A 22021-nucleotide genomic window follows, 5' to 3' on the forward strand; every position below is an offset into this window, starting at 1 on the left:
TAGGTTACCCTTGCGCCATGCCCGATTTTTCCGATCCATCGACCCGATTCCATCCGCTCCGATCGGACGAGGATGCGCCGATCGAAACGCTGATGGCGGCCCGGGTGCGCGCCGCGCTGACATGGGGTCAGCTGCAAGGCCGTTTAGCACATTTACCCCCCGAAGTGGCGCATCAGTTTTGCGCCGCGCTCGCCCGCCTGCTCCTCGTCGAAGCGCTCGCGGGCAGCGGCTTTTCCGGCGCGAACAGCTGGTTTTCCGCATGGTTTGCCGGCCTCGAGCCCGTGCCCGACGCCACCGCCCATGTCGCGGCCCCGGCCTCGCTGATCGCCGACACGCTGCTCGCCGAGCTCTCGCTGTCAGCGTGGGCGCCGCTCGCCGACACGGCGACGCAAATCCGCGCCGCCGCGCATTTCCATCGCGGCGAGGGCACGCACGCCCAGCACCACCCCCAGCACCATCCCCAGCAAGACCAGCGGGAGGATGCCCCCGCGGTCGCCGTCGCGGAAGCGGCGCGGCTCGCCGAGCCGCCCGCCGACGATCGCACAGACGATCCGGGGGACGAACCCGGGGACGACTGGCCGCTCGCAGCGCTCGATCGCCTGCATCGGGCGGCGGCCGCCTCGCCGCATTTCGCGCCTACCGAGCGCAGCTACCAGCTGCTCCCCCTGCCCGCCGGGCCGGTCTCCTTCGAGCAGACGCGGACGGCCACGCCGCTGTGGGCGCTCGATCTCCTCGCCGGCCCGCTGATCGCGCGCAGCGCGCCGGCCACCAGGCCGCTGCCCTTGCCCGGAGCCGTGCGCGCCGAGGCCCTCAGACCCGAGCTCTGGCCCCGCGAGCGCGCCATTCTCACGGCCGAGGCCGCCGGCAAAACCGCACAGCGGCTGAGCGACCAGCTCGATGCGGCGCATGCGAGCGTGCGCGACATGCAAGAGGCGATGACCGTCCTGCGTTCGACCTCGCGCGCGCCGCTACTCTACCGGCTGCTCGCCGGCTTCGGGCCGCTGCGCCCGCTCCAGATCGAAAAGGCCCTTGGCGTTTCGAAAAACGGCGTGCGCGATCTCGTCACCGCTCTCGTCAAAGCGGGCCTCGCCGAGCGAGCGGCGCACGGACACCACACGATCATCCGCGCCCTGCCTCGCGCGCACCGCGCCGCGCCGGCGGCCGAGGGTGAAAGCAGATCCGTTGAGACCAGCACCGACGCGACGTTCGCCGCGTTCGACGCGGCCATGGCCGACATCGATCGCCTGCTCGCCCGCACGGGGACGGCGAGCGAATGATCCGGCAACACGAACAGGATCGGAAACACCCGGCGAAAACTTCAAATCGACGCGCGCGATACGGGACGAGCGCCGCCGTTTCAGGCAAATATTTGTTTTTGAACGATAAAAGGAAAGTGCCCGCAAAGGCCCCTTAGAGCGCGAAAAGGACGCCCTAGATAAGTGAGGGTGCCCAGAGGCCGCCAACGCGTCCTGCGGGCTTCCAGGGGGCAAAATCGAGCAATAGGCCCAAGACGCGACCATCGCCGTCCGGATTTACCATCTGAGCCCATGACCCGGCAGATCGAGCAGCGTGCGAAACCTGGGAGCGTCGAAGCAGGCGGCGAGCCGCGCCCGCCACAGATCGCCATTCGCGCTGCAATCCGGCTCGGCGCAGCCGGCGGACATCGCCGCGCCCACCATCCCCGATGCTTGCAGGTAAAACAGCGCCTGCTGCAAACCACGGCGCTGCGCTGACGCCGCTGCGCTCTCCATCGTGGCGGCGTCTCGTACCTCGCGCGCCAGCGCCGCGCGGCGGGCCTTCAGCCCCTGCATCAAATGGGCACGGGGATAGTTGCGCTTGGCCTGCTCGAGCTGATCGCAGACCATGGCGAGCCGGCGACGCTCACGGTCGAGCTGCCGCAGGCCGACCCTGGCGATCGCCGCGGCGAGATCCGATAATTGGGGTCCGGCGCCGGGGGCCGCCTTTCGCGGCAGGCGTGCGGGCTGCGCATCGAAGCGGAAGATTTCCTCCCATCGCCCGGCTTTCAGCCCGTCACTGGTGTGGAGCGCCGCCAGCAGCAGATGACGCACCGGCGCGTAGTGGAAGCGGTTGCCGACCAGCGCCGAGCAATAGCGCTCCGAACCTAACCGGACACCGGAGCGGCCGCCGCGGATTTGCTCCCGCGCAATCATCCCGTTCCACAGCACACGGGTTTTGACGAAGGCAAACAGCGCCATTTGCGCTCGGGTGCGCGCGACCCGCGCCGCGAGCGCCCGCTCGGCGGCCTGCGTCCGCCCCAGGCCCATGATCCCCGCAAGATCGGTCAGCAATAGCGCATGACGGTCGCAGAAGGTCGTCACGCGCAAGATCCAGCTCCGCTCGATCCGCCACGGCGCGCCGGACACCAGCCAGTCAAGCCAGCACTGGGCGCAGCCGATGGAACGCAGCGCCGGCGGCAACAGATCGCCGCGCTCACAGCCGACGAACGTCCTCGAAATTGCCTTCGCGGGCACCATCGTCGCCCAGGCGAGCCGTTCCACCATCACCTCGCGGCGGTCCGGCACGCGAGCGGCCGCCGGCGCCGGCGCCGGCGCCGGCGCGGCCCACCAAGCCGGTGCGGCCAATGGGGCCGATGCGCGTGACGTGGCCGGTGCGGCCGACGCGGCGAGGTCGCGATCGGCGAGCGCCGCGTCGATGCCGAGATGGCGAAACAGCGCTTTGGGCGTGGTCTCATGACGCGCGGCCAGGCGGCGCAGCCAGGATTCGAAACATTCCTCGGGCAGCGGCTTCACCCGAAACGCCAGCGGCTCGATCTCCCGCCCGCTCATTCCGGGCTATAGGGCGTGAACAATTGCAGCGCCTCGGTGATATCGTCCTGGGTCACGAACCGGCGGTCATGCCGCCGCGCGACCTTCCCCGACCAGTGCAGGATGCGCTTGAAGTTCCCGGTGACCCCGCCGCTGGTCCGCCAGATGCGCTCGGCGAAAGCCGGTTCGGCAAGATGGTCGGGTTCCTCCATCCCCATGCCGCGGGCCAGCGCGCGGATCAGGCGCTGCGCGGGCTCGCCCGGCTCCCATAACGGCAATTTGAGGATGATCGAGCGGTACGCCAGCTCGACATCGTCGGCGAAGATCTGCCGGGCGACATCGAGGCCCGCCACGACCAGCGGCACATTGCCCGCGCTCATCAGGAAACGGAATGCATCGAGCGTATCGCGCCGCGCAACGCCGCTCGCGGTCAGGATCACATGGACATTGTCGATCGCAACGAGCCGCGTGCCCTGTTCCGCCAAGAGGTCGACGACCTTCAGATCGGCCGTTTTGTGCGTGTTCGTGCGGATCGGCCAGCCCTGTTTCCAGAGCAAGGCGAGGTTGATCTTGAGCGAGGTCGGGCTCGAGGGAATGACGGTGCGCAGCACCGGCTGATAGCGCGCCTCGCCCCAATCGGCGGGCTCGGGAAAGGCTTCGGCGAGGCGCCGCTGCGCTTCGCGCAAGATCGAGGTCTTGCCCATCCCGGACTGGCCGGTGAGCACGATGCAAGTCGGGCGTTCCTCGGGATCGTCATGCGCGACGTCGACGATCGTCTCGACAGCGTTTCGCGCTTCTTCGAAATCGATCCAGAAGGAGGACGAAGGCGCAGCGACGCTCATATCCGCTCCTGCAACCAGTCATCTTCGCCGAGCTCCGCGACCGGTTTCCATTCAATGGGCGGCTTTGTGGGCGCTTCGGGAACCCGCAGGTCCGCGAGCGTCGTCCCCTCCCCTTCGCGGCGCTTGGCGTGGCGCCGCGCCTCCTTCGTGCGAACGCGGGCGCGGTGAATTTCCTGATTGGCGGCGGCCACCGCCCGCGCCGTCGCTGCGCGGCCGCCATCGGCCTGGTACGCCCGGCCCAACGCCCGCACCCCTGCCCTGGCGGCTTCCCAGTCCGCCTCCCAGACGTCGGGATAGTCGCCGACCACCGGCAGTTCGACATAGCGGCCGTCGAGGTCGGCATAGACATGCTGGATCGTCCGCTCGTCCCAGCTAATTTCGATCTTTTGGCCGATCCGAACGGCAAGGTCCGGATGCCAGTAATGGCGATATTTGATCTGAATGCCCTTGGCATGGACCGTCAGCGACTTCGACGGCAGAAACTGGCGGAACAGCTCGTCCGCATCGACCGACACGGGCAACAGCGGGCTGTGCTTCGCCGCTTCGCGCTCCCACATCTGGGCCGGACACAGGCCGCCCAGTGCGCTATGCGGCGCGTGATGATAGATCGCGATCTGGCACAGCAGCCAGCGCTCGAATTCCGCAAGCGTCATCGCCGCGTCCGCCTCGGCATCATAGCCGTCGCGCGCCGCCACGTTCGATCCGGTCGCACCGGGCAACAGCCGCAGTTTTCCAACCATCGTGCCGATCAGCCGCTCGATATGCCCGCCGAGATGAGCCGGCCCGGGCTTACGGACGTCGGGAGCAATCCCGTTGCGGATACAGGCGCGCCTGAAAGCCTCCGAGCGATGCGGTTTGGCCTGATCGGCATGCAAGCGCCGGAAGAGGCCGTGCATCGGGTAGCCGACGTCGACGCCAAGGTGGGCAAGGACCGGCTCTTTGGGCAACACAGCGCTCGCAACCGCGCGCCCACACCGGAATATCGAGGGGTCGCCGAAGCTGACATAATAGCCGAGAATGGACCGGGTCCAGATTTCGATGAGGAGGGTAATCCACGGTCTTCCGAGCTGTTCGCGCCGCAGGCTATCGACCAGGATGACATCGCCCTTGGTATGATCCATCTGGACCAGGTCGAGAAATCCCTCGCTTGCATATTCGCCGGGATGCGGTTCATGCGCGCTCCGCGTCTTCGATCCCATCGTCGCTTTCGCCCAAACACGGCTCGGAATCTCAGCCAGAAGCCGCTCGATCGTTTTCTCGCTTGGGATCAGATCGGCGGGAAACCGATGATCTCCGTTATCCGCGTGGAGCAGGCCCCAAATCTGCCGCGCCGCTTCCGCGCGCGATGGCGAGACCATCTTGAGCGCGATTTCCTCGATCAACGTCTCGATGGCAGCCCTCACCTCGGGGTCGATCCTGTGCGATCCGACCGCGGGTCCGCGCGGTTTTGGAGCGAGCGTTTCCGCGACCGGATGCAGCCGGAAGCGCGCGGCCAGCGCCCGTATCCGCCGCTCTTTCAGGCCGGTTGCCTCGGAAATCGCCTGAACCTGAGCCGCCGTCACCGGGCCGCTAAGCGATATATGTCGCCGGAAGTGCGGGTAGAGCGCCAATCCCGTCTCAAGAGATTTGAGGCTCCGCCGCGGCGCAGGAGACGGCTTGCGCTCAATCATGGAACGGGCTCCCCAACGATTTTTGCTGCCCGCGGAATGTAGCTTATTTTGTCTAAAGCCGCGACGTGCATATCGCCCTGGACAGATTTACTTGCCGCCCATTCGAGATAATATCTTGATATTACGAGATAGTTTGGAAATGCAGCCTATTCTGTCGGCTGACAGTTCAACGACAATCGACCTATTCGACCGCTTCGACGCCTGGGCCTCGGCCCTGACCGATCGCGACCTGCATGCTTGGCGCGATGCCCTGCCGACTGCCGTCGTTGAGCCGCAGATTGCCACCGAGCACCCTACCCTCATCCGTGCGCTCGACCGAGTGCGCCAGCTCGCCCGTATTGATGGCACCGCCTTGCCCTGGCTCGGCCTACCCTTTGCCTTGCGGGATACCGGCCTCAGCGCGGTTCCCCTCCCCTGCCTCGTCGGTGGTGCCAAGGCTTTTCGGCTGAAGCGCAAGCCTGATGGCTCCGACTGGCTGGCGACCGTGCGGAGTATAGAAGAAGCAGCGCGAACCGGTCTCGAGCGCCTGCACGACGTTGAGCGCTTCCATCGCGATGCACAGCGAGCGATCGTCGCCGAGTTCCGTCCCGGCGCTCTGCCCGCACTGCTGGCTCTTGCAATTCATCTGCCACTACTGTCACCGCGGGCGGTTTCCGCGCACTTGGAGATCACCGTTGCCGGGGCGAGCAAGCTAATGGAACGGACGGCCAGCGCCGGGCTGCTGATCGAGATCACCCAGCGGCGGAGTTGGCGACTGTTCCTGCCGCCGGATCTGGCTATCGAATTTGGCTACTCCCCCACCAAGCGGGGACGCCCGGCACGGGAGGCCCCTCCCCTTCCCGTCAATCGCGCGCTTGCGGATGTTTTCGCCGACTTTGACGAGCAGATGGCGCATATCGATCGACTTCTTGATCAGCGTTAAAGGAGCCCGAATGGGCAACGGCTAGAGATCTGGCCGCCTTCATTTCGCAGATTTCCGCCGTTTTTGGTATGTGCCGCGCATTGTGTCGCGTATTGTATCGCGCGTTGTGACGCGCTGGGTGCCGCGATGTCGCGTAGCATTGCGACAGCGCCAGCGCGTTTGCATTCGCAAGCGCTCTGCATCGCGCATTCACCAGTGCTGGTACATGCGCAGCACCCTGCGCTTGCGCATACGAGGGCGCTATGACGAGCGCGTATAGACGCGGTAGCGCGTTGCACCGCGCGTCAGAAGGCGCTATGTGAGACGCACACCAATTGTGCCGCGCTGCCTGTCTTACGCTACAAAGGTGCCGCGCCCGCGACCCACAGGGAGCTGTTTCGTGCCAGTCATCACAATTGCGCAGAGTAAGGGCGGAGCCGGCAAGACGACGCTTGCACTCGCCCTCGCATCGGAATTCGAGGCGCTCGGCGGCTCGGTCTTCATGCTCGATGCCGACCGCCAGAATAGCCTGCTGAACTGGCACCGCGATCGGATCGGCGCGGGGAGGGGAGGGGACTCGCGCATTACGGTCGAAGACGCATCACAGCTTCGGGACTCCGATATCGGCGCTGCAATTGCGCGAGCCCGCGAGACGGCGCAGCTCGTGGTTGTCGACTCCGAGGGAACCTCGAACTTCAAGACCGCCTATTCCGCGATGGACTCGGACTTCGTCGTCATCCCGACGCGATCATCGCGCCTCGACCTCGAACGAACCGTCGAAACCAGCGATATGCTCGAAAAAATGTGCCGCGGCGTCCCATACCGCGTCCTCATCACACAGACGGGGCAGGTGGCCCGTTCGAAAGCCGAATGGGAAATCGATGGGCAGATTCGCAAAGCACTGCCGACGTTTAGCGACCAGATGTTCACCCTCGACGCGTTTCGCGCCATGTCGAACTACCGGATGACGCTCGCTGAAGTCGAGACCGCCAACCTTGCCAAAACTGACAAGGCGCGCCGTATCGCACAAAGCATCCTCGCCGATATCCTCAGCGAAATTCAGAGCAAGGAGGCGGTGGATGCCTAACGACAATACCACGGCCAGCAGCATGGGCGACATCATCGGATCGACACGCCAACGCCTGGAGCAGCCCGAAGCACCTGCCGATCGCCTCAAGAATCTCGTGGCAGCGACGGCTGCCCAAAAGCCCTCGGGCGCGCCACCGATCCATCGCGAGCCTGCCGGGTCTGCGCTGCCCGCCAACTATTTCCCGCAGATCACCGCTGACCTCTCCGTCACGCCGAAGCGCAAGCCTCAGCGCGGACCAGCGCGGTCTCTCCATATAAGCATGCGCCTGTCGCCGCCTGAGCGCGACCGCCTCGTACGCTGGTGCGATGATCGCAATCTCAGTCTCCCGGACGGGATCATGGCGCTGATCGACCAAGCCGAGGGGAGGGCTCCCGAATAAGCCCTGTCTCGCTTTATGTGAGGGATCGGGGGGCCTGCTGCTAAGGCCGCCCGCGAAGTCCGACAAAGCTTTTGCAGAAGCCTTCCCAGGACTTGTATAGCGGCGCACCCGTCAAGGTCTGCAGTCGGCTTCCCATCTTCTCACGAAACGCATCGGCGATGAGATCCTTGTCCCAACCACCCCCAAAATCGGCCACGATCGTTAGGAGGCGCTGATCCGGGCAGTAATGCAGGGAACCGGTGGGGAAGGGTTTGCTCGACGGCAGCGCAGCAACGGGCGCCGCTGCAATTACCTCCACACTGCCATCGCGCCTTGCTCGCCTTCCGACCTTTGGCCGGTCGAGCTCTTTGGCCGTCTCTTCCTGGTCGACCGGATTCTTGGGACTGAAAGTCAGCTTGACCGACTCAACTGGCCGACCGCGCCCTGAACCCCGGATCTCTTCCCATTCGACGATGAAATCGGCGAGCTGGTCGATCTCCGCTTTCGACTTGGCCAGCACGTCGCGCCGAAATTCGGCAAAGTTCTTGAAACTCCCCTCCGGCACACCCAAACGTCGGCGCAGTTCTTCCACGTTCATTTTGACGACACGGTTCTGCCGATTGATGATGAGGCATCCGAGATCGTACAGGGTAAGCGAATAGCGCGACTGCAGCGCAAGCATAACGCCTAGATTCACGCGCGCATAATAATCCGAACGCTGGATCACACGTTTGAAGCTCTCGGAGAACTGATACTCCACGACGCTCATGCCGTCCTCAGAGATTTCCTCCACACAGCTCGACAGCAGCGATTGCGACATGATCGCAGGTTTGCCCTTCTTCGAGGTCGTCCGAATACGGACAATGACGCGCAGCAGTTCATCCATCACTGGTTGAATGCGCTCATTGCCCTTGTGCGAGCCACGCAGTTCCTTCTTCGTGATCGTGAACGTCTTGCTGTCCTCGCCAGCTTCCGGCCCGGCCTTGCGCAGCATCAACGCGAAAGCCTTTCTTCCAGCCGCACTCAACGACCCCGTCTCGAACTCCGATTCGACTAGTTCGCCAGGCTTACTTACAAAGTCGAGGTCACGTCGCCGAATCACGTCGGCGACTCGCAACGTCCGGCTCAGACCCTCCAGGTCAGGCGGAACCTCGATTTCTACCGTGTCCGAATCGAGCTTCATGTGAGTTGCATACCATCAGCTTGTCATAATGAGAACAACCCCCCGTTCACTCACATAGACGCGCGCCCGGCGCTCATATCAGTGTCGCTGGGTCCGCTCGATCACTGGCCCCCAGGCACTCATATAAAGCTGACGGGCTCCCAACACACGACTCGTGTTCTAACGCCGAGTCGTGGTGGCTCCCCCGAAAACTCACATAAAAGATTCGACTGAACGCAGACGGGCAAGGGGAGGTTTTAATCCACGCTCGGGATTACCCCCGGCGACTCACATATAGAAACCTCCATCATATTGATTTTATGCCGTTTTATTGGGCCACCCCGATCGCTCATATAAAGCCTGGGAGTTTCGCCATTTCGAACGATCACGTCCTGCTGTCCGCCCCCGGACGCTCACACAAAGGACCAAGGGGCACGGATGCGCCCCCCCCCAATCCCTCACATAGAGGCAGCTCCTTGGCGCCACCCATCACGTCCGGAGCAAAAACCACAGAGATTCATGCTTTTCCTGGCAACTCCTAAACCTGTTTCGCCTCGTCCCCCCGAAAACTCATATTATCCCCCGATCGCTCAGGTTCGAGCCCCCGCCACCTCGCTTAGATGCCCCCGAGGCCTCACGCAAAAGCCCCCGCATCCTCATAAAGAGGCATATCAAGCTATTGGTATTGCTTCGATAATTGCCCCCGAATCTTAGAATCCATGAATCTAAGAAGCTCCCGCGCTCCGCTTGGGCGTTTTTAAAAATATGATTCTTTAAGAAGGACAGATCCACCGTCCCATATGCCGGATAGACCGTCCCAGGATAAGGTCAGGCAGCAGAGAGGCAAGAGGGAGCATAGGCTGCGAAAGGAGCAGTCATGGCCCTTGTTGCGCTCAAACCCTCCCAGGAACTCATTGACCTCGTCGGCTCCCTAGGCGGTACCTGGCACGGACGCACCGCCATGTGCTTGTGCCCCGCCCACGTCGACAACACGCCCAGTCTCTCCATCAGGCAAGGCGACCGAGGCTTCCTCGTGACCTGTTTTGCTGGTTGCGCTCGCGACGACATCCTGCGCGAATTGCAGCGTGTGCCGCTCCGGGGGCACTTCGTTTATACCGACAGCCCCTCGCTGCAATCCGGCAATGCAAATCGGCTGTGGGACGAAGCTGGATCCGTCAGGAACACGTTAGCCGAGCGCTATCTCAACATCCGATACCTCTGGCCGATTGCCGATGATCTTCGGTTCCACCCGCGCTGCCCATACCGACCGAAGCCCTGGACCACATATCACCCGGCCCTACTCATCGCGGTGCGCGAAGGTCGGCGTCTGACAGCAATCCAGCGGATATTCCTCGATCCCGTAACCGCTACCTATCGCATGAAGCTGATGCTCGGACGGCCCGCGCGCGGTGCATGGCAAGGCGGAGAGCAGGGGGCAGCCATATTGGCTCTGGCCGAGGGCTTTGAAACAGCACGGGCTTTCACAATCCTCAATGGGATCCCCTGCTGGGCAAGTCTCGGCGCACGCCGGCTCGACCAAATTCTGCTTCCCAAGCAACTCCAAACGCTCATCCTTGCCCAAGACAACGATGCGGAAGGCATCAGAGCCGCTGATCGCGCCGAACTGGTCTATGCCCGCCCTGGCCTCACGATCGAGCGGATGCCCCCACTTCGAGGCGTCAAAGACTGGGCCAAGGTCCTCGAACGACGAATGCTACCATCGTCCGGGCGCACATGCTGACCCAGGCGCGCCGGGAGAAGAGAGGAGGGGGATCGAAGGACTGATGCTGCCGACAGGGCAGCCAGTCTGGAGACCCCATCATGTCCGATCTCTTCGATGCCGCGATCGCGGCCGAACGCCGCGCGTCCACGCTTCTTTGCGACCGCCTTCGCTCGACCGAACCGATTACGCGCGCAGGCCTCAATGCCGCGATGGTTGAGGCCTATGGCGGCACGGATGCGGATGGGTTCTGGACCCAACGTGACAGCTTCGAAATCCTCGAACATGCGCTTGCGCACCACCTGCAGTTCGGCCCGTATCCTCTCCTGAAGCTCTCCGACGCCAGCGCAGCCTGCGACCTGTTGGAGCGACTGCCGACCCAGACTGTGCGCAGCGAAGACCAGATCGAATGGCAGCAGTTCTCGACGCCCGTTGATCTCGCGGCGGTCGTCGTGCTGCTGGCCAATCTCCAGAACGACGACATCATTCTGGAGCCCAGCGCGGGCAACGGTCTCCTTGTAGCGCATTGCCGTAGCTATGCCGCTCTCCAGCTCAACGAATATGCTCCCGTGCGTCGGGCCCGCCTCCGCCATGTATTTCCCGATGCAGTCGTAACCGGTCACGATGGCGCAACGATCAATTCGACGCTCGCGAATGCGCCACGTCCCAGCCTCATCCTTATGAATCCGCCATTCTCGCGCTCGGTCGGGCTTGGCGCTGACGCCCATGCTGCCGTTCGCCATCTTCAAGCGGCGCTTCGTCGCCTTCGGAGCGGCGGTCGGCTCGTCGCCATCATGCCCGACTGGTTCGGTCCGAGCGCGAGAATGCGCGACCTATTCGAGACCACCTTGCGCGATGTCAGCGTCCGGACCTCGGTGCGGCTCGAGAAATGCTATCTCAAACATGGCACCTCAATCGCAGTCAGGCTCTTCGTCATCGACAAGGTCCCTGGCGCGGCAGTGCCGGCGACGATCCAACGGGGTTCGATTCGTGAACTGATCAAGGCGCTGACAATTCACGAACGCGCAGACCTCGTCGTGACGCCGCCGGTCACGCCGAAGCGATCCAGCAGCCCTTCGCTCTTCCGCGCCATGAAGAGCAGCCGGGCAGAGCCGCGCCCCTATCACGCACCGGCACGCAACAATGTGCTCCCCGTCAGTTACACCCCGTTGGACACAGCAGCGCCGCTGCTCGACCAAGTCGGCGTCTATCTCCCTTACAGGCCCAGCCGCATCGTCTTCGACGCAGCCGGCGAACACCCGACCGCGCTCGTGGAATCGGTTGCGATGGGCTCGATCGCGGCGCCGGTGCCAGGCTATGTCCCGCAGCTTCCCGAGCGAACCGTCAGCGAGCGGTTACTCTCCGCCTCCCAGCTCGAAACCGTCGTCTATGCCGGTCACTCCTGGACCCAGTTCCTGCCCGGCCGCTTCAAGCCCAGCAAGGAGGGCGTCGGGCTCGACGAGGCTGAGGACGGAAGGGCCTATCGCAAGGGCTATTTCCTCGGTGACGGAACCGGCGCGGGGAAGGGGAGGCAGGTCGCGGCCTGCATTCTCGATAACTGGCTCGCGGGCCGGCGCCGCAACATCTGGATCTCGAAGAACGAGGCGCTGCTCGAAGACGCACGCCGGGACTGGACGGCGCTCGGAGGGCTTGCGGCCGATATCCAGCCACTTTCCAACTGGAAGATCGATCAACCGATACCGCTCGATCAGGGTGTGCTCTTCGTCACCTATCCGACGCTTCGTTCGGCCCGTGGTGATCATAGCCGTCTGCAACAACTCATCGACTGGGCGGGTGATGATTTCGAAGGGGTCATCGGGTTTGACGAGGCCCATGAGATGGGCGGCGTGGCCGGCGGTGAGGGCGCGCTCGGCAAGAAGGAGGGCTCGCAGCAGGGCATTTGCGGCGTGCTGCTCCAGAATAATCTGCCTGGCGCCCGCGTCCTCTATGCTTCGGCGACAGGAGCGTCCGAAGTCAACAATCTCGCCTACGCCGTCCGTCTAGGCCTCTGGGGGCCGGAGACCGCGTTCAGCAACCGGGAGCAATTCATCGCGGAAATCCGCAAGGGTGGCATCGCCGCGATGGAACTGGTCGCCCGCGACCTCAAGGCCCTTGGTCTCTACACCGCGCGCGCGTTGAGCTTCGCCGGCGTCGAATATGAAATTCTGCGCCACGAGCTGACGCCCCAGCAGATCACGATCTACGATGCCTATGCTGATGCCTGGGCGATCATCCACCGAAACATGGAGCGGGCGCTCGAACTGACGGCCGTCGTCGACGGGCTCGAGAACGCGACCCTCAACAGCGGTGCCAAGGCCGCAGCCCGATCACGTTTCGAGTCCACCAAGCAGCGCTTCTTTGGTCAACTCCTTCTCTCGATGAAGCTGCCGACAGTAATTGCGGCGGTGGAGTACCATCTCGCGCAGGGTCAATCCGTTGTTCTGCAGTTGGTCACGACCGCGGAATCGATCCTCAATCGACGCCTTGGCGACCTCAGCCCGGATGAGCGCGCTGATCTCGAAATCGACCTCTCGCCCCGCGAATATGTCTAATGTTGAGCTCAACATTACACATATTCTTTGCAGTCGCAGTTTATGTCGAGCGTGGTGGCGGGAGGCGCAGGTTTCCTTCGGTTTTCCATGATTTCACTCCAGATAATTACGGTTCCCTCGACCTCAACAAGTCGAAGGAACCAACATGCGATCAAGATCATCATTGCCGTTTCGAGCGGCCCCGCTCCGGGTCGAAGACCCGCCCAGTCACGGCACCCTTCTCACCACATTCCTCTCCTCTCAGTCGCTCGACGAGAAGTCAGGCTGTGCGGTTCTGTATGGCGCGGCGGTCCGCCATTTCCTGCATTGGCTGGGCCTGCATAGGATCGCCATCCGCACGATTGACGATCGGGCTGTCCGGCGGTTCGAAAAGCATGGGTGCCGGTGCCACCGGTATTCGGCGCAGCAAGCGCACTACAAGGCTGACCAAGCAGCAAGGGTCAGGCGCTTCGTCCGGTTCCTGGAAGATCAAGGCTACGTCGAAGTCGACGACGGGATCGACGATCTGCCACGGCACCTCGCCGACTATTCCGATGCGATCGATCGCCTGCAACTTGCCGAGGGACCGGCACAGGCCTATCGGTCCGAGGCCGAGCATTTCGTGGCCTGGCTTCGCATGGCGCGGCACCAATGGATCGATATCGATGACACGATCATCGACCACTATGCAGCGCATGATTGCCGATGCCCGGTCTGGCGCAAGCGGGGCAAGTTGGTCGCAACGGGCACCAAGCGGCGGCGGCGATGCGCACGGCACTTCGTCGAGTTCCTGCGAGGCCGGGGCGCCATCCCATTGGTTGAACCGGTGGCGGACGATGACCCGCACATGTCGGCTTACTTGGCATGGCTCAAGCAACACCGCGGCGCCACGGACGAGACGATCCGGCGCTACCGGACCGATATCAGACGGCTCATGCCAATGCTGGGCGAGCCTTCGCAATGGGATGCCGCCGGACTCAGGAGCGCATTCCAACGACGAAGCAAGGAGACGCCGGGGTCGGCATCGCTGCTCGTCACGATAATGAGGAGCTACATCCGGTTTCTGGTCGTGCGTGGCGAGTGCCGGCCGGCATTGTTGCATGCAGTTCCATCAGTACAGCGCTACCGCCTTTCGACGCTGCCGCGCCACGTCGACCCGGCAACGATCGAGAGGATCATTGCGGCCTGTCCGACAGATCGTCCGGTGGAAGTCCGGGACAAGGCCATCATTCTCCTGCTCGCCAGGCTCGGCCTGCGGGCTGCCGATATTCAGAACATGCGTCTCGACGACATCGACTGGCGATCCGGCCACCTGACGGTCAAGGGCAAGACGCGTCGACCGGACCGCCTGCCATTGCCGCAGGATGTTGGCGACGCGATCCTGGCATATCTTGCGGCAGCCCGCCCGAAGGCCGCCGAAGAGCATCTGTTCCTGCGTGCACAAGCACCGTTTCGGCCATTCCGCTCGTCCGCTGAGATAGCGGGCATCGTCGCTCGTACGCGCGACCGCGGTGGGATCGAAGGAGTGCCGACCGGGTCGCACATATTCCGGCATTCGCTTGCCACCAACCTGCTGCGCGCGGGCGCAGGCCTGGAGTCCGTCGGGACCATCCTGCGTCACAGCTCGCCCGAGACCACTGCCATCTACGCCAAGGTCGATCTGCCGATGCTCATGAAGATCGCGCAGCCCTGGCCGGGAGAACAGTCATGCTGAACATCCACATTTCCAGATACGTGGCGCTGCATCGCAGCCTCGGGCTGAAGTTCTCTGAACAGGAACGCATGCTGCGCCTGTACGCCGCCTACGCCGGGGGTTTCGGCGATCGGCACACTCAGGTCCAGCGCATCTACGACTGGTGCCATACGTCGAGCTCACAATATGTGGCCCGCCGGAGGTTCGACACCGCACGTAACTTCAGCCTTTTCGCTCACGCCGAAGATTCAGGCCACGAAGTTCCGCCTGCCGGCGTCTTCGGTCGGGGCAAGCGGCCACGCCCGACGCCGACCATCATTGAGCCGGACCAGGTGCGGGCGATCATGACTGCTGCATTGGACGTTCCACCCCAAGGCACGATCAGCCCACACACGTACCATTACCTGTTCGGGCTGCTGGCGGCGACAGGTCTCCGGATTTCCGAGGCCCTCGCATTACAATGCAAAGATCTGGTCGAGGATGGCCTGATCGTCCGCAACGGCAAGTTTGGCAAGCAGCGGCTGATTGCCTTGCAGCCATCGACGCGCCAAGCACTCGAAGCCTATCTCGCCCTCCGCGAGAAGCACGCGGCCAGGGGCAACGACCTGTTCGTCACTATCCGGGGACGGGCACCGCACAAGGTGCGCGCCCACGTCGTGTTCGTCAGATTGGCCCGGCAGCTCGGATATCGTGGACCAACCGGTACGGCGGGCATGCGACTCCACGATCTGCGGCACACCTTCGCTGTCCGTTCCCTTGAGTCCTGCCCACCTGACAGGGAGGCCATCGCTCACCACATGGCCGGTCTCAGTGTCTATCTGGGGCACGCGTCGGTCGCCAACACGTACTGGTATCTCGAGGCCACTCCGGTGCTGCTGCGCGACATTGCGGCTGCGAGCGAGCAGCTTTACCGGGGAGAGGCGGCATGACGGCGCTCGCTCCGCATCTCTCGGCATACCTGCGTGAGCATCTGCCACGCGAACGTGCTGTCAGCCCGCACACAATGAAGACTTATGCCAACTGCTTCGTCCTCCTCGTTCAGTTCGCTGCCGATCGGCTGAAGCGTCGGCCGACCGATCTTGAGATCGAGGATCTCGGCCCCGACATGATCATGGCTTTCCTGGACCATGTCGAGACCGGGCGCGGCAGCTGTGTGCGGACCCGCAATGGCAGGCTCGCCGCGATCCGGTCCTTCTTCCGGTACATCGAGTATCGGATTCCGGCCTGCCTGGATCTGGCCCTCCGCGTCAGATCGATCCCGACCAAGAAGACCGACAAGGCGCTGATCGACTACCTCGACCGGGCCGAGATCAAGGCTTTGCTCGATGCCCCGGATCCCCGGACACGCCTTGGCACCCGCGATCGCGCGATGCTGCATCTGGCCTATGCCGGCGGGCTGAGAGTGTCGGAACTCGTAACGCTGCAGCTGCGCGATTTCCCGGACCGCTCCCTGTCCACCGTGCACATCATGGGCAAGGGTCGGCGTGAACGGGTCCTGCCGCTCTGGAAAGAGACCCAGTTCGTATTGCGCGCGTGGCTTGCGATACGGCCCGACGCGCAAGCTGCCGAGATATTCCTCAATGCCAACGGGCAGCCCATGACCCGCGACGGATTTGCGTTCCGTTTGGCCGAGCACGTCAAGACCGCGGCAACGAAGCAGCCGTCGATCCTTGGCAAGCGGGTTACGCCGCACGTGCTGCGGCATTCCTGTGCGATGCACACGCTCGCGGCGACCGGGGACATTCGCAAGGTTGCATTGTGGCTCGGCCACGCCAGCATCCAGAGCACCGAGACCTATTTGCGCGCCGATCCCGAGGAGAAGCTGCAAATCCTCGCGGCTCACGGCGCACCCGCCATCAGGCCCGGGCGCTTCAAGCCGCAAAGCGACGATCTACTATCAATGCTTCAGGAAATACGTGCAGGAGGTCATGTCAAAATTTGACACAGGTCCGCATCGCAGTTCGAAGCGCCAGTGGCGCTCCCGCCAACAAAGCTTCGCCTTCGAGGCGGCCGTTGATGCGTAGCATAACCGAACCGTTTTGACGGAGAAGCATCGGAATGAGTTGGGAACCAGTGAGGTTGGCCTGCCAAAACGTGCTCTGAGCGTTCGCGCGGCCGGTCGGAATGTCAATTAATCGACCAGCAAAATTCCATGTAACCGTAACGCGCGGCACCGTCGCGGGCTTGTTAAGGAGCATGGCCATCATGGGGCGGTTGCCTTCACAAAACAGGCTAAACGACTTGATGTTTGGCGAAGCAGCTACATCGACATAGGCCATTGGGGCGCGACCTTGGACCGGCACGACCTCCCAAGCAGTCCCAGGCAGCGGCACTGCGTCCTCAGGTGGGCTGTCCATAAGCAGGCGAGCAATGTCCTGGGGCACGGGCAAGCGGCCTCCTTGAGGCGCATAGACCGTCAACTTTCCCTTTTCCCAAAGGCCAATTTGAACAGCACGGCGATTTGCATCAAGCAAAACATAGGCTTGCTCTACACCGCCTTGATGCGGCGCATTTCCCGTAACCCAATAGAGAGATCCTTGTCGTTGGAGACCGGATATCGCCGAAAGATTGCTGGCCAGCAGGTCTATTTTGCGGCCCAAACGCGAACGTATCGCGTCAGCTATCGGACCACTTGTCAAAAGATCTATTCCGTTGGGATCGGAATCACTTTGGAATTTTCCTATGGAACTCGCAAGATTGGTCCAGGCTAGCGGCGTCGGTTTTCCCAAGACTGGCCTTGCTTGCAGAGGTGCTTTTGAAGCAGCAGATGCCGGCCCAGACCCCTTGCACAAGAGCAGTGGGGATTGCGACACGAGCGCTGACTTGAACGGATCCAGGCGCTGTCCAGGCGCGACGTCTGCTTCAAGGCGGACTACGCCTCGCTTTTCGTCGTCATTGACCGTCAAGATCACGCGTCCGAAATCGTTGGCATTGACAGGAAAAGGAAAAAAGACCGCGCTAACGCCTTCATAGGTCGGGCCAAGAAACGAAGCCGCGTACTCAAACCGGGTGCTTTTTACAGTCTGACCAGACGCTTTGAAAGTAAAGCCGGTTTCGTTGATCTCAAGGCTCGCCCCTCGAGAGCAATCGCCACGCGGCGCATACGAGCCATAGCTTCCTTCGAGATCCATGCCTTTTAATGACGTCAATGTCACTGCGCCTGCGACGCCGGGCAAGCCCAGAAAAATCCCTGCGAGAAAAACGATAATGGGGCGCTTGGGCAGTTTGTTCGGCATGGCAGATCTCCATGGCGGACAGCCTTGCATCGGGACCTCGATTGAAAGCGACGAACGACTGCCTCGGGGATTTTCTACAACCTGCACCATTCCAGCGGTGCCGACAATCCTAACGGCCCCAGCATTCAACCTTGTCAGGCAATTATCTGGAGTGAAATCATGGAAAACCGAAGGAAACCTGCGCCTCCCGCCGCCACGCTCGACATAAACTGCGACTGCAAAGAATATATCATCGACTATCTCGAGCGCGCCTTTCCGACCCGGCAAATGCAGGTGTTCAAGGACGACACCGGCACACCGCGTTCGCTGCCGATGGTCGATGAGCACGGCCATCCGGTCTACAATCCAGAGGCCGAAGCTGCCCGGGCCGACCTGATTGAGAGGCTTTGCGCGATGCCGCCGATCATGTCGGCGCTCGACGCGCTGCTCGAACATTTCGGTCATGACAATGTCGCAGAGGTCACCGGGCGTACCAAACGGCTTGTCACCACGAGCGATGGTCGACAGAAGCTTGAAAGCCGGTCTGCCCGAACCAGTCAGGCGGAGGCCGCCGCCTTCATGGCCGGCAAGAAGCGCAACCTCATATTCTCAGACGCAGGTGGTACCGGGCGCAGCTATCATGCTTCGCTCGACGCCATAAACCAGGAGCAGCGCGTGCATCTGCTCCTCGAACCGGGCTGGCGCGCTGACCGCGCGATTCAGGGGCTCGGCCGAACCCACCGCACGCATCAGGCGACGCCGCCGCTGTTCCGGCCCGTGACCACGGACTGCAAGGGCGAGCTCCGTTTCACGAGCACGATCGCGCGGCGTCTCGACAGCCTCGGCGCACTCACCCGCGGCCAACGGCAGACCGGAGGGCAGGGGCTCTTTGACCCCGCGGACAATCTCGAGAGCGAATATGCCTGCGCCGCGCTGTTGAGCTGGTTCGACCTGCTGGCAGCCGGCAAGCTATCGAGCACAACTCTCGACGATTTCCAGCATCGCACCGGTCTGGAGCTCTGCGACAAGGATGGTGTTCTCAAGGACGAGATGCCGCCCATTCAGCGCTGGCTCAACCGCATCCTCGCACTACCGATCGCACTGCAGAACAGCATATTCGATGAGTTCCTGGCGCTTATCGAAACGCGTGTCTCCGCCGCACGTGACGCCGGACGTCTCGACGTCGGTGTCGAGACGATCATGGTCGACAAAGCGACGCTCATTGATGACGTCGTGCTACGCACTGATACACTGACGGGCGCGACCTCGCACTTGCTCACCATCGAGATTGCCCGGCGCCGCAACCCGGTTTCGCTCGAGCGCATTCTCCGAATCGCCGACGGCGATGGCAGCGCCGGCTTCATGGTCAACCGTAAGTCCGGCAAAGTTGCGCTGCGGACCAGGGCGAGGGCCCTTATGGAGGAGAAGGAAGGGACCCCGATCCCGCGCGTCGAGATGATGCGCCCCACGCGCAACGAATATATGCGCGAAAGCGATCTCCATGAGTCAGCCTGGGAAGAGCTCGACCGGGAGACTTTCAGCTCAATCTGGTCGGTCGAGGTGGAGGCCGCGCGGGAGAATATCGACAGCGAGACGATTCGGCTCGCAACGGGCCTGCTGCTACCGATCTGGTCGGCGCTTCCGAGCGATCACCTGGCCGTCAATCGCATCGTCGATGGCGAAGGGCGGTCCTGGTTGGGGCGCCTCGTCTTTGACGACCATGTGCCTCGGCTCTTCACCAAGCTGGGCGTCAGACGCTCCGAGAGTCTGCCGGCAGATGCCGCGGTCAGGGCGGTGACAGCCGGGCGGAGCATCGATGTCACCTATCCGTTCCCGTTCACGATCAAGCGGTCCATGGTCAACGGATCGCCTCGCATCGAACTCGCCGGTTGTCCGCACGACCGGCTGCCCTGGCTCAAATTCATGGGCTGTTTTACCGAAGTGATCCAGTATCGAACTCGGATCTTCGTGCCATTGGCCGCGGCACAGGAAATTCTCGAAAAGGTGCTCGTTCAAGAAGTCTGATGAGCCAGTCCGGCCGATCGAGGCGAATGCAGTTCCGGCGATCAAAAAAGGCCTGCTTGGCGGTCCAGGCAGGCCTCGAAGTTAAGAGGCCGATCAAAAGCCCCTCGGGTCGCGAAGCAACAATATTGTGAGAAACGCGCATAGGCTTGTATGGAACCGACGCCCCCGCCGCGATAGCTACCCACATTCGAAGACTAGGCTGATCGCGGTTTCGAGGCGATCTGGCGTCGGTTCGAACGTCGAGAACGCAAGGTGGCACCAATCATTCAGCGATAGAATTCTGAGGGCGGCTTCCCGAAATGACGACGAAACATAGCGGTGAATGCGCTCTGGCTTGCATAGCCGCAGTCGAATGCGACATCGATGACCCGCTCCGCCTGTGCAAGGCGCTGCAGTGCGATGAGCAATCGGGCCTGATCGCGCCACTGGGCGAAGGTCATGCCCGTTTCTCGAACGAACAGCCGATGCACGGTCCGCGCCGTCACGCCAAGTTGCCTGCCCCATTGCTCAGCGGTCGAACTGCTAGCAGGGTCTGCCAGCAGGCCCTCGCATATCCGCCTCACCCGGAGTTCCCTCGGTGACGGCAAGTGCAGCGGCAGCACATCGGCCTCGCGTATCTCGTCGATCAGCAGGCGCATCAGCCGGGCGTCCCGGCAATAGCCGGGATAGTCGAGCGGAATACGGACCGCCGCGACGATCAGTTCCCGCAGCAGGGGCGAGACGGAGACGACGCGACTTTGCTTCGGCAGATGATCGAGGGCTGTCGCGTCGATGAAAACCGTCCGGATCTTGACCGCGCCGGACATCCGCACTTCGTGCTTCATGCCCGCGACGAGCCACAGCGCACGGCTTGGGGGCACGACCCATGTTCCCGCTTCCGAACGGACTGTCATCACTCCTTCGATGGCGTGAAGAAGCTGCGCGCGCGGATGAGCGTGCCATCCGGTGGACGCGCCATCGGGATAATCCACATCCATCGCCACGGTCACGCGGTCGGCGTCGTGATAAGCGAGATGCTTCATGGTCGGATCGCCAGGCATGTCGCAATCTCTACAGGAGATGTCTCCTAAGAGCGATACTGACAATCGTTGCCACGTTAAGCGGCGGGCATGAAACACAGACTCGCGCTTCTCTATCCCTTCTTTGCCATCGTTCTGTGGGCCGGGAATGTTATCGTCTCGCGCATGTCGGCGCATAGGATTGGGCCGGAGGCGATCACCTTTTACCGCTTGTTACTTGCGGTGCTGTTGATGGCGCCCTTCATTACGCTACCTGCATGGCGCAATCGTGCGCTTCTCTGGGCTCATCTGGGCCAGTTCGCCATATTGGGCTTTCTAGCCATGTGCCTGTTCCAGAGCCTGTCATATCTGGCCGCGGAAACCACCAGCGCGACGAACATGGCCGTATTCACGGCCTTGATCCCATTGCTCACAGTCGTGCTCGCCGCGCTGATGCTGGGTGCGACGCCGACCGTCGGGATGATCGGTGGTGGGGTTATGTCGCTGGTGGGTCTGGTCTGGCTGGTCAGCGGCGGCCATCCCGACGCTCTCGTACAAGGCGGCATGCATGCCGGCGACCCGCTCATGCTCATCGCAGCGATCGTTTATGCCCTCTACGGCGTGCTGCTCAAGCGCTGGGCGCTGCCAGTCCCGGCCTCGCAATCGACCTTCATGCAGGCACTCTGTGCGCTGGTGATCATGTTTCCGGCCTTTCTGGCAACCCCGGCCCCGATGCGCGTGCTCGACATCCAGACGCTGCCGCTCATCGTCTATGCTGGCGGCCTGGCCTCGGTCGTGCTGCCCTTCCTGTGGCTGCGCGGCATCAATAGTCTTGGACCGGGCCGATGTGCGGCCTTCATGAACCTGCTGCCGGTGCTAACGGCGCTGGGCGCGATCGCCCTGCTGGGCGAGCCTGTCCGTTCCCATCATGTGGTCGGCGGCATTCTCGCGCTTGCCGGAGTGGCCTGCGCGGAACTGATCCGATGGCCGCTGCGCCGTCGGCCGGAGGCTCTCGCATAATCAGACAAGA

General features: G+C 62.8%; 18 protein-coding genes. 11 read left to right on the forward strand and 7 right to left on the reverse strand.

Annotation, left to right across the window (positions count from 1 at the left end):
• Positions 1–17: 17 nt before the first annotated feature.
• On the forward strand, positions 18–1277 hold the full coding sequence (locus tag YP76_RS21240) for a MarR family transcriptional regulator (protein WP_046765593.1): 1260 nt from the start codon (positions 18–20) through the stop codon (positions 1275–1277).
• Between the two features lie 255 nt (positions 1278–1532).
• Here the strand turns inward: YP76_RS21240 and YP76_RS21245 are convergent, their stop codons facing one another.
• From YP76_RS21245 to YP76_RS21255, 3 genes are read right to left on the reverse strand one after another with little or no spacing between them, the layout of a single operon-like run.
• Positions 1533–2807 (reverse strand): TniQ family protein, encoded by a 1275-nt coding sequence (locus YP76_RS21245; protein ID WP_046765594.1) that lies wholly within the window; start codon positions 2805–2807, stop codon positions 1533–1535.
• Positions 2804–3628: a TniB family NTP-binding protein gene (locus YP76_RS21250; protein ID WP_046765595.1), complete on the reverse strand. Its 825-nt coding sequence runs from the start codon at positions 3626–3628 to the stop codon at positions 2804–2806. The genes YP76_RS21245 and YP76_RS21250 overlap by 4 nt, the downstream gene beginning before the upstream one ends.
• Positions 3625–5298: a Mu transposase C-terminal domain-containing protein gene (locus YP76_RS21255; RefSeq protein WP_046765596.1), complete on the reverse strand. Its 1674-nt coding sequence runs from the start codon at positions 5296–5298 to the stop codon at positions 3625–3627. The genes YP76_RS21250 and YP76_RS21255 overlap by 4 nt, the downstream gene beginning before the upstream one ends.
• A 139-nt stretch (positions 5299–5437) precedes the next feature.
• Between YP76_RS21255 and YP76_RS21260 the strand changes: the two genes are divergently transcribed.
• The 3 genes from YP76_RS21260 to YP76_RS21270 all read left to right on the forward strand — a co-directional run bounded on the left by YP76_RS21260 (position 5438) and on the right by YP76_RS21270 (position 7668).
• The gene (locus YP76_RS21260; RefSeq protein WP_052757542.1) at positions 5438–6220 is read left to right on the forward strand and encodes a hypothetical protein; all 783 of its coding nucleotides are present in this window, start codon (positions 5438–5440) and stop codon (positions 6218–6220) included.
• Positions 6221–6599: 379 nt separating this feature from the next.
• Complete coding sequence (locus YP76_RS21265) at positions 6600–7286, forward strand: ParA family protein (RefSeq protein WP_046765597.1); 687 nt, start codon at positions 6600–6602, stop codon at positions 7284–7286.
• Positions 7279–7668 carry a hypothetical protein gene (locus YP76_RS21270; protein WP_046765598.1) on the forward strand — a complete coding sequence of 130 codons (390 nt, stop codon included), beginning with the start codon at positions 7279–7281 and terminating at the stop codon, positions 7666–7668. Before YP76_RS21265 ends, YP76_RS21270 begins: the two co-directional genes overlap by 8 nt.
• Before the next feature lie 40 nt (positions 7669–7708).
• Here the strand turns inward: YP76_RS21270 and YP76_RS21275 are convergent, their stop codons facing one another.
• The gene (locus YP76_RS21275; RefSeq protein WP_046765599.1) at positions 7709–8830 is read right to left on the reverse strand and encodes a replication initiation protein; all 1122 of its coding nucleotides are present in this window, start codon (positions 8828–8830) and stop codon (positions 7709–7711) included.
• 856 nt (positions 8831–9686) lie between these two features.
• Here YP76_RS21275 and YP76_RS21280 point away from each other — a divergent pair.
• Positions 9687–10550: a DUF7146 domain-containing protein gene (locus YP76_RS21280; RefSeq protein ID WP_046765600.1), complete on the forward strand. Its 864-nt coding sequence runs from the start codon at positions 9687–9689 to the stop codon at positions 10548–10550.
• A gap of 80 nt (positions 10551–10630) precedes the next feature.
• Positions 10631–13081 (forward strand): strawberry notch-like NTP hydrolase domain-containing protein, encoded by a 2451-nt coding sequence (locus YP76_RS21285; RefSeq protein WP_046765601.1) that lies wholly within the window; start codon positions 10631–10633, stop codon positions 13079–13081.
• Between the two features lie 259 nt (positions 13082–13340).
• On the opposite strand, the gene YP76_RS29400 is transcribed toward YP76_RS21285, so the two are convergent.
• The gene (locus YP76_RS29400) at positions 13341–13745 is read right to left on the reverse strand and encodes a hypothetical protein (protein ID WP_456320442.1); all 405 of its coding nucleotides are present in this window, start codon (positions 13743–13745) and stop codon (positions 13341–13343) included.
• Between the two features lie 141 nt (positions 13746–13886).
• Between YP76_RS29400 and YP76_RS29405 the strand changes: the two genes are divergently transcribed.
• From YP76_RS29405 to YP76_RS21300, 3 genes are read left to right on the forward strand one after another with little or no spacing between them, the layout of a single operon-like run.
• Complete coding sequence (locus tag YP76_RS29405) at positions 13887–14774, forward strand: tyrosine-type recombinase/integrase (RefSeq protein ID WP_456320443.1); 888 nt, start codon at positions 13887–13889, stop codon at positions 14772–14774.
• The gene (locus YP76_RS21295; protein WP_019053427.1) at positions 14768–15682 is read left to right on the forward strand and encodes a tyrosine-type recombinase/integrase; all 915 of its coding nucleotides are present in this window, start codon (positions 14768–14770) and stop codon (positions 15680–15682) included. The genes YP76_RS29405 and YP76_RS21295 overlap by 7 nt, the downstream gene beginning before the upstream one ends.
• Positions 15679–16695, forward strand: a complete 1017-nt coding sequence (locus YP76_RS21300) for a tyrosine-type recombinase/integrase (RefSeq protein ID WP_046764436.1) — start codon at positions 15679–15681, stop codon at positions 16693–16695. Before YP76_RS21295 ends, YP76_RS21300 begins: the two co-directional genes overlap by 4 nt.
• On the opposite strand, the gene YP76_RS21305 is transcribed toward YP76_RS21300, so the two are convergent.
• Complete coding sequence (locus tag YP76_RS21305) at positions 16685–17989, reverse strand: hypothetical protein (RefSeq protein ID WP_082737013.1); 1305 nt, start codon at positions 17987–17989, stop codon at positions 16685–16687. The two genes, YP76_RS21300 and YP76_RS21305, sit on opposite strands and share 11 nt — an antisense overlap.
• A gap of 312 nt (positions 17990–18301) precedes the next feature.
• On the opposite strand from YP76_RS21305, the gene YP76_RS21310 reads away from it, so the two are divergent.
• Positions 18302–19993 (forward strand): strawberry notch C-terminal domain-containing protein, encoded by a 1692-nt coding sequence (locus YP76_RS21310; RefSeq protein ID WP_408640458.1) that lies wholly within the window; start codon positions 18302–18304, stop codon positions 19991–19993.
• A gap of 266 nt (positions 19994–20259) precedes the next feature.
• Here YP76_RS21310 and YP76_RS21315 read toward each other — a convergent pair whose 3' ends face one another.
• Positions 20260–21015: an AraC family transcriptional regulator gene (locus tag YP76_RS21315; protein ID WP_198147576.1), complete on the reverse strand. Its 756-nt coding sequence runs from the start codon at positions 21013–21015 to the stop codon at positions 20260–20262.
• Positions 21016–21102: 87 nt separating this feature from the next.
• Between YP76_RS21315 and YP76_RS21320 the strand changes: the two genes are divergently transcribed.
• Positions 21103–22011 carry a DMT family transporter gene (locus tag YP76_RS21320; RefSeq protein ID WP_046765604.1) on the forward strand — a complete coding sequence of 303 codons (909 nt, stop codon included), beginning with the start codon at positions 21103–21105 and terminating at the stop codon, positions 22009–22011.
• Positions 22012–22021 lie beyond the last annotated feature (10 nt).

The organism is Sphingobium chungbukense (assembly GCF_001005725.1).
Lineage (GTDB): Bacteria > Pseudomonadota > Alphaproteobacteria > Sphingomonadales > Sphingomonadaceae > Sphingobium > Sphingobium chungbukense.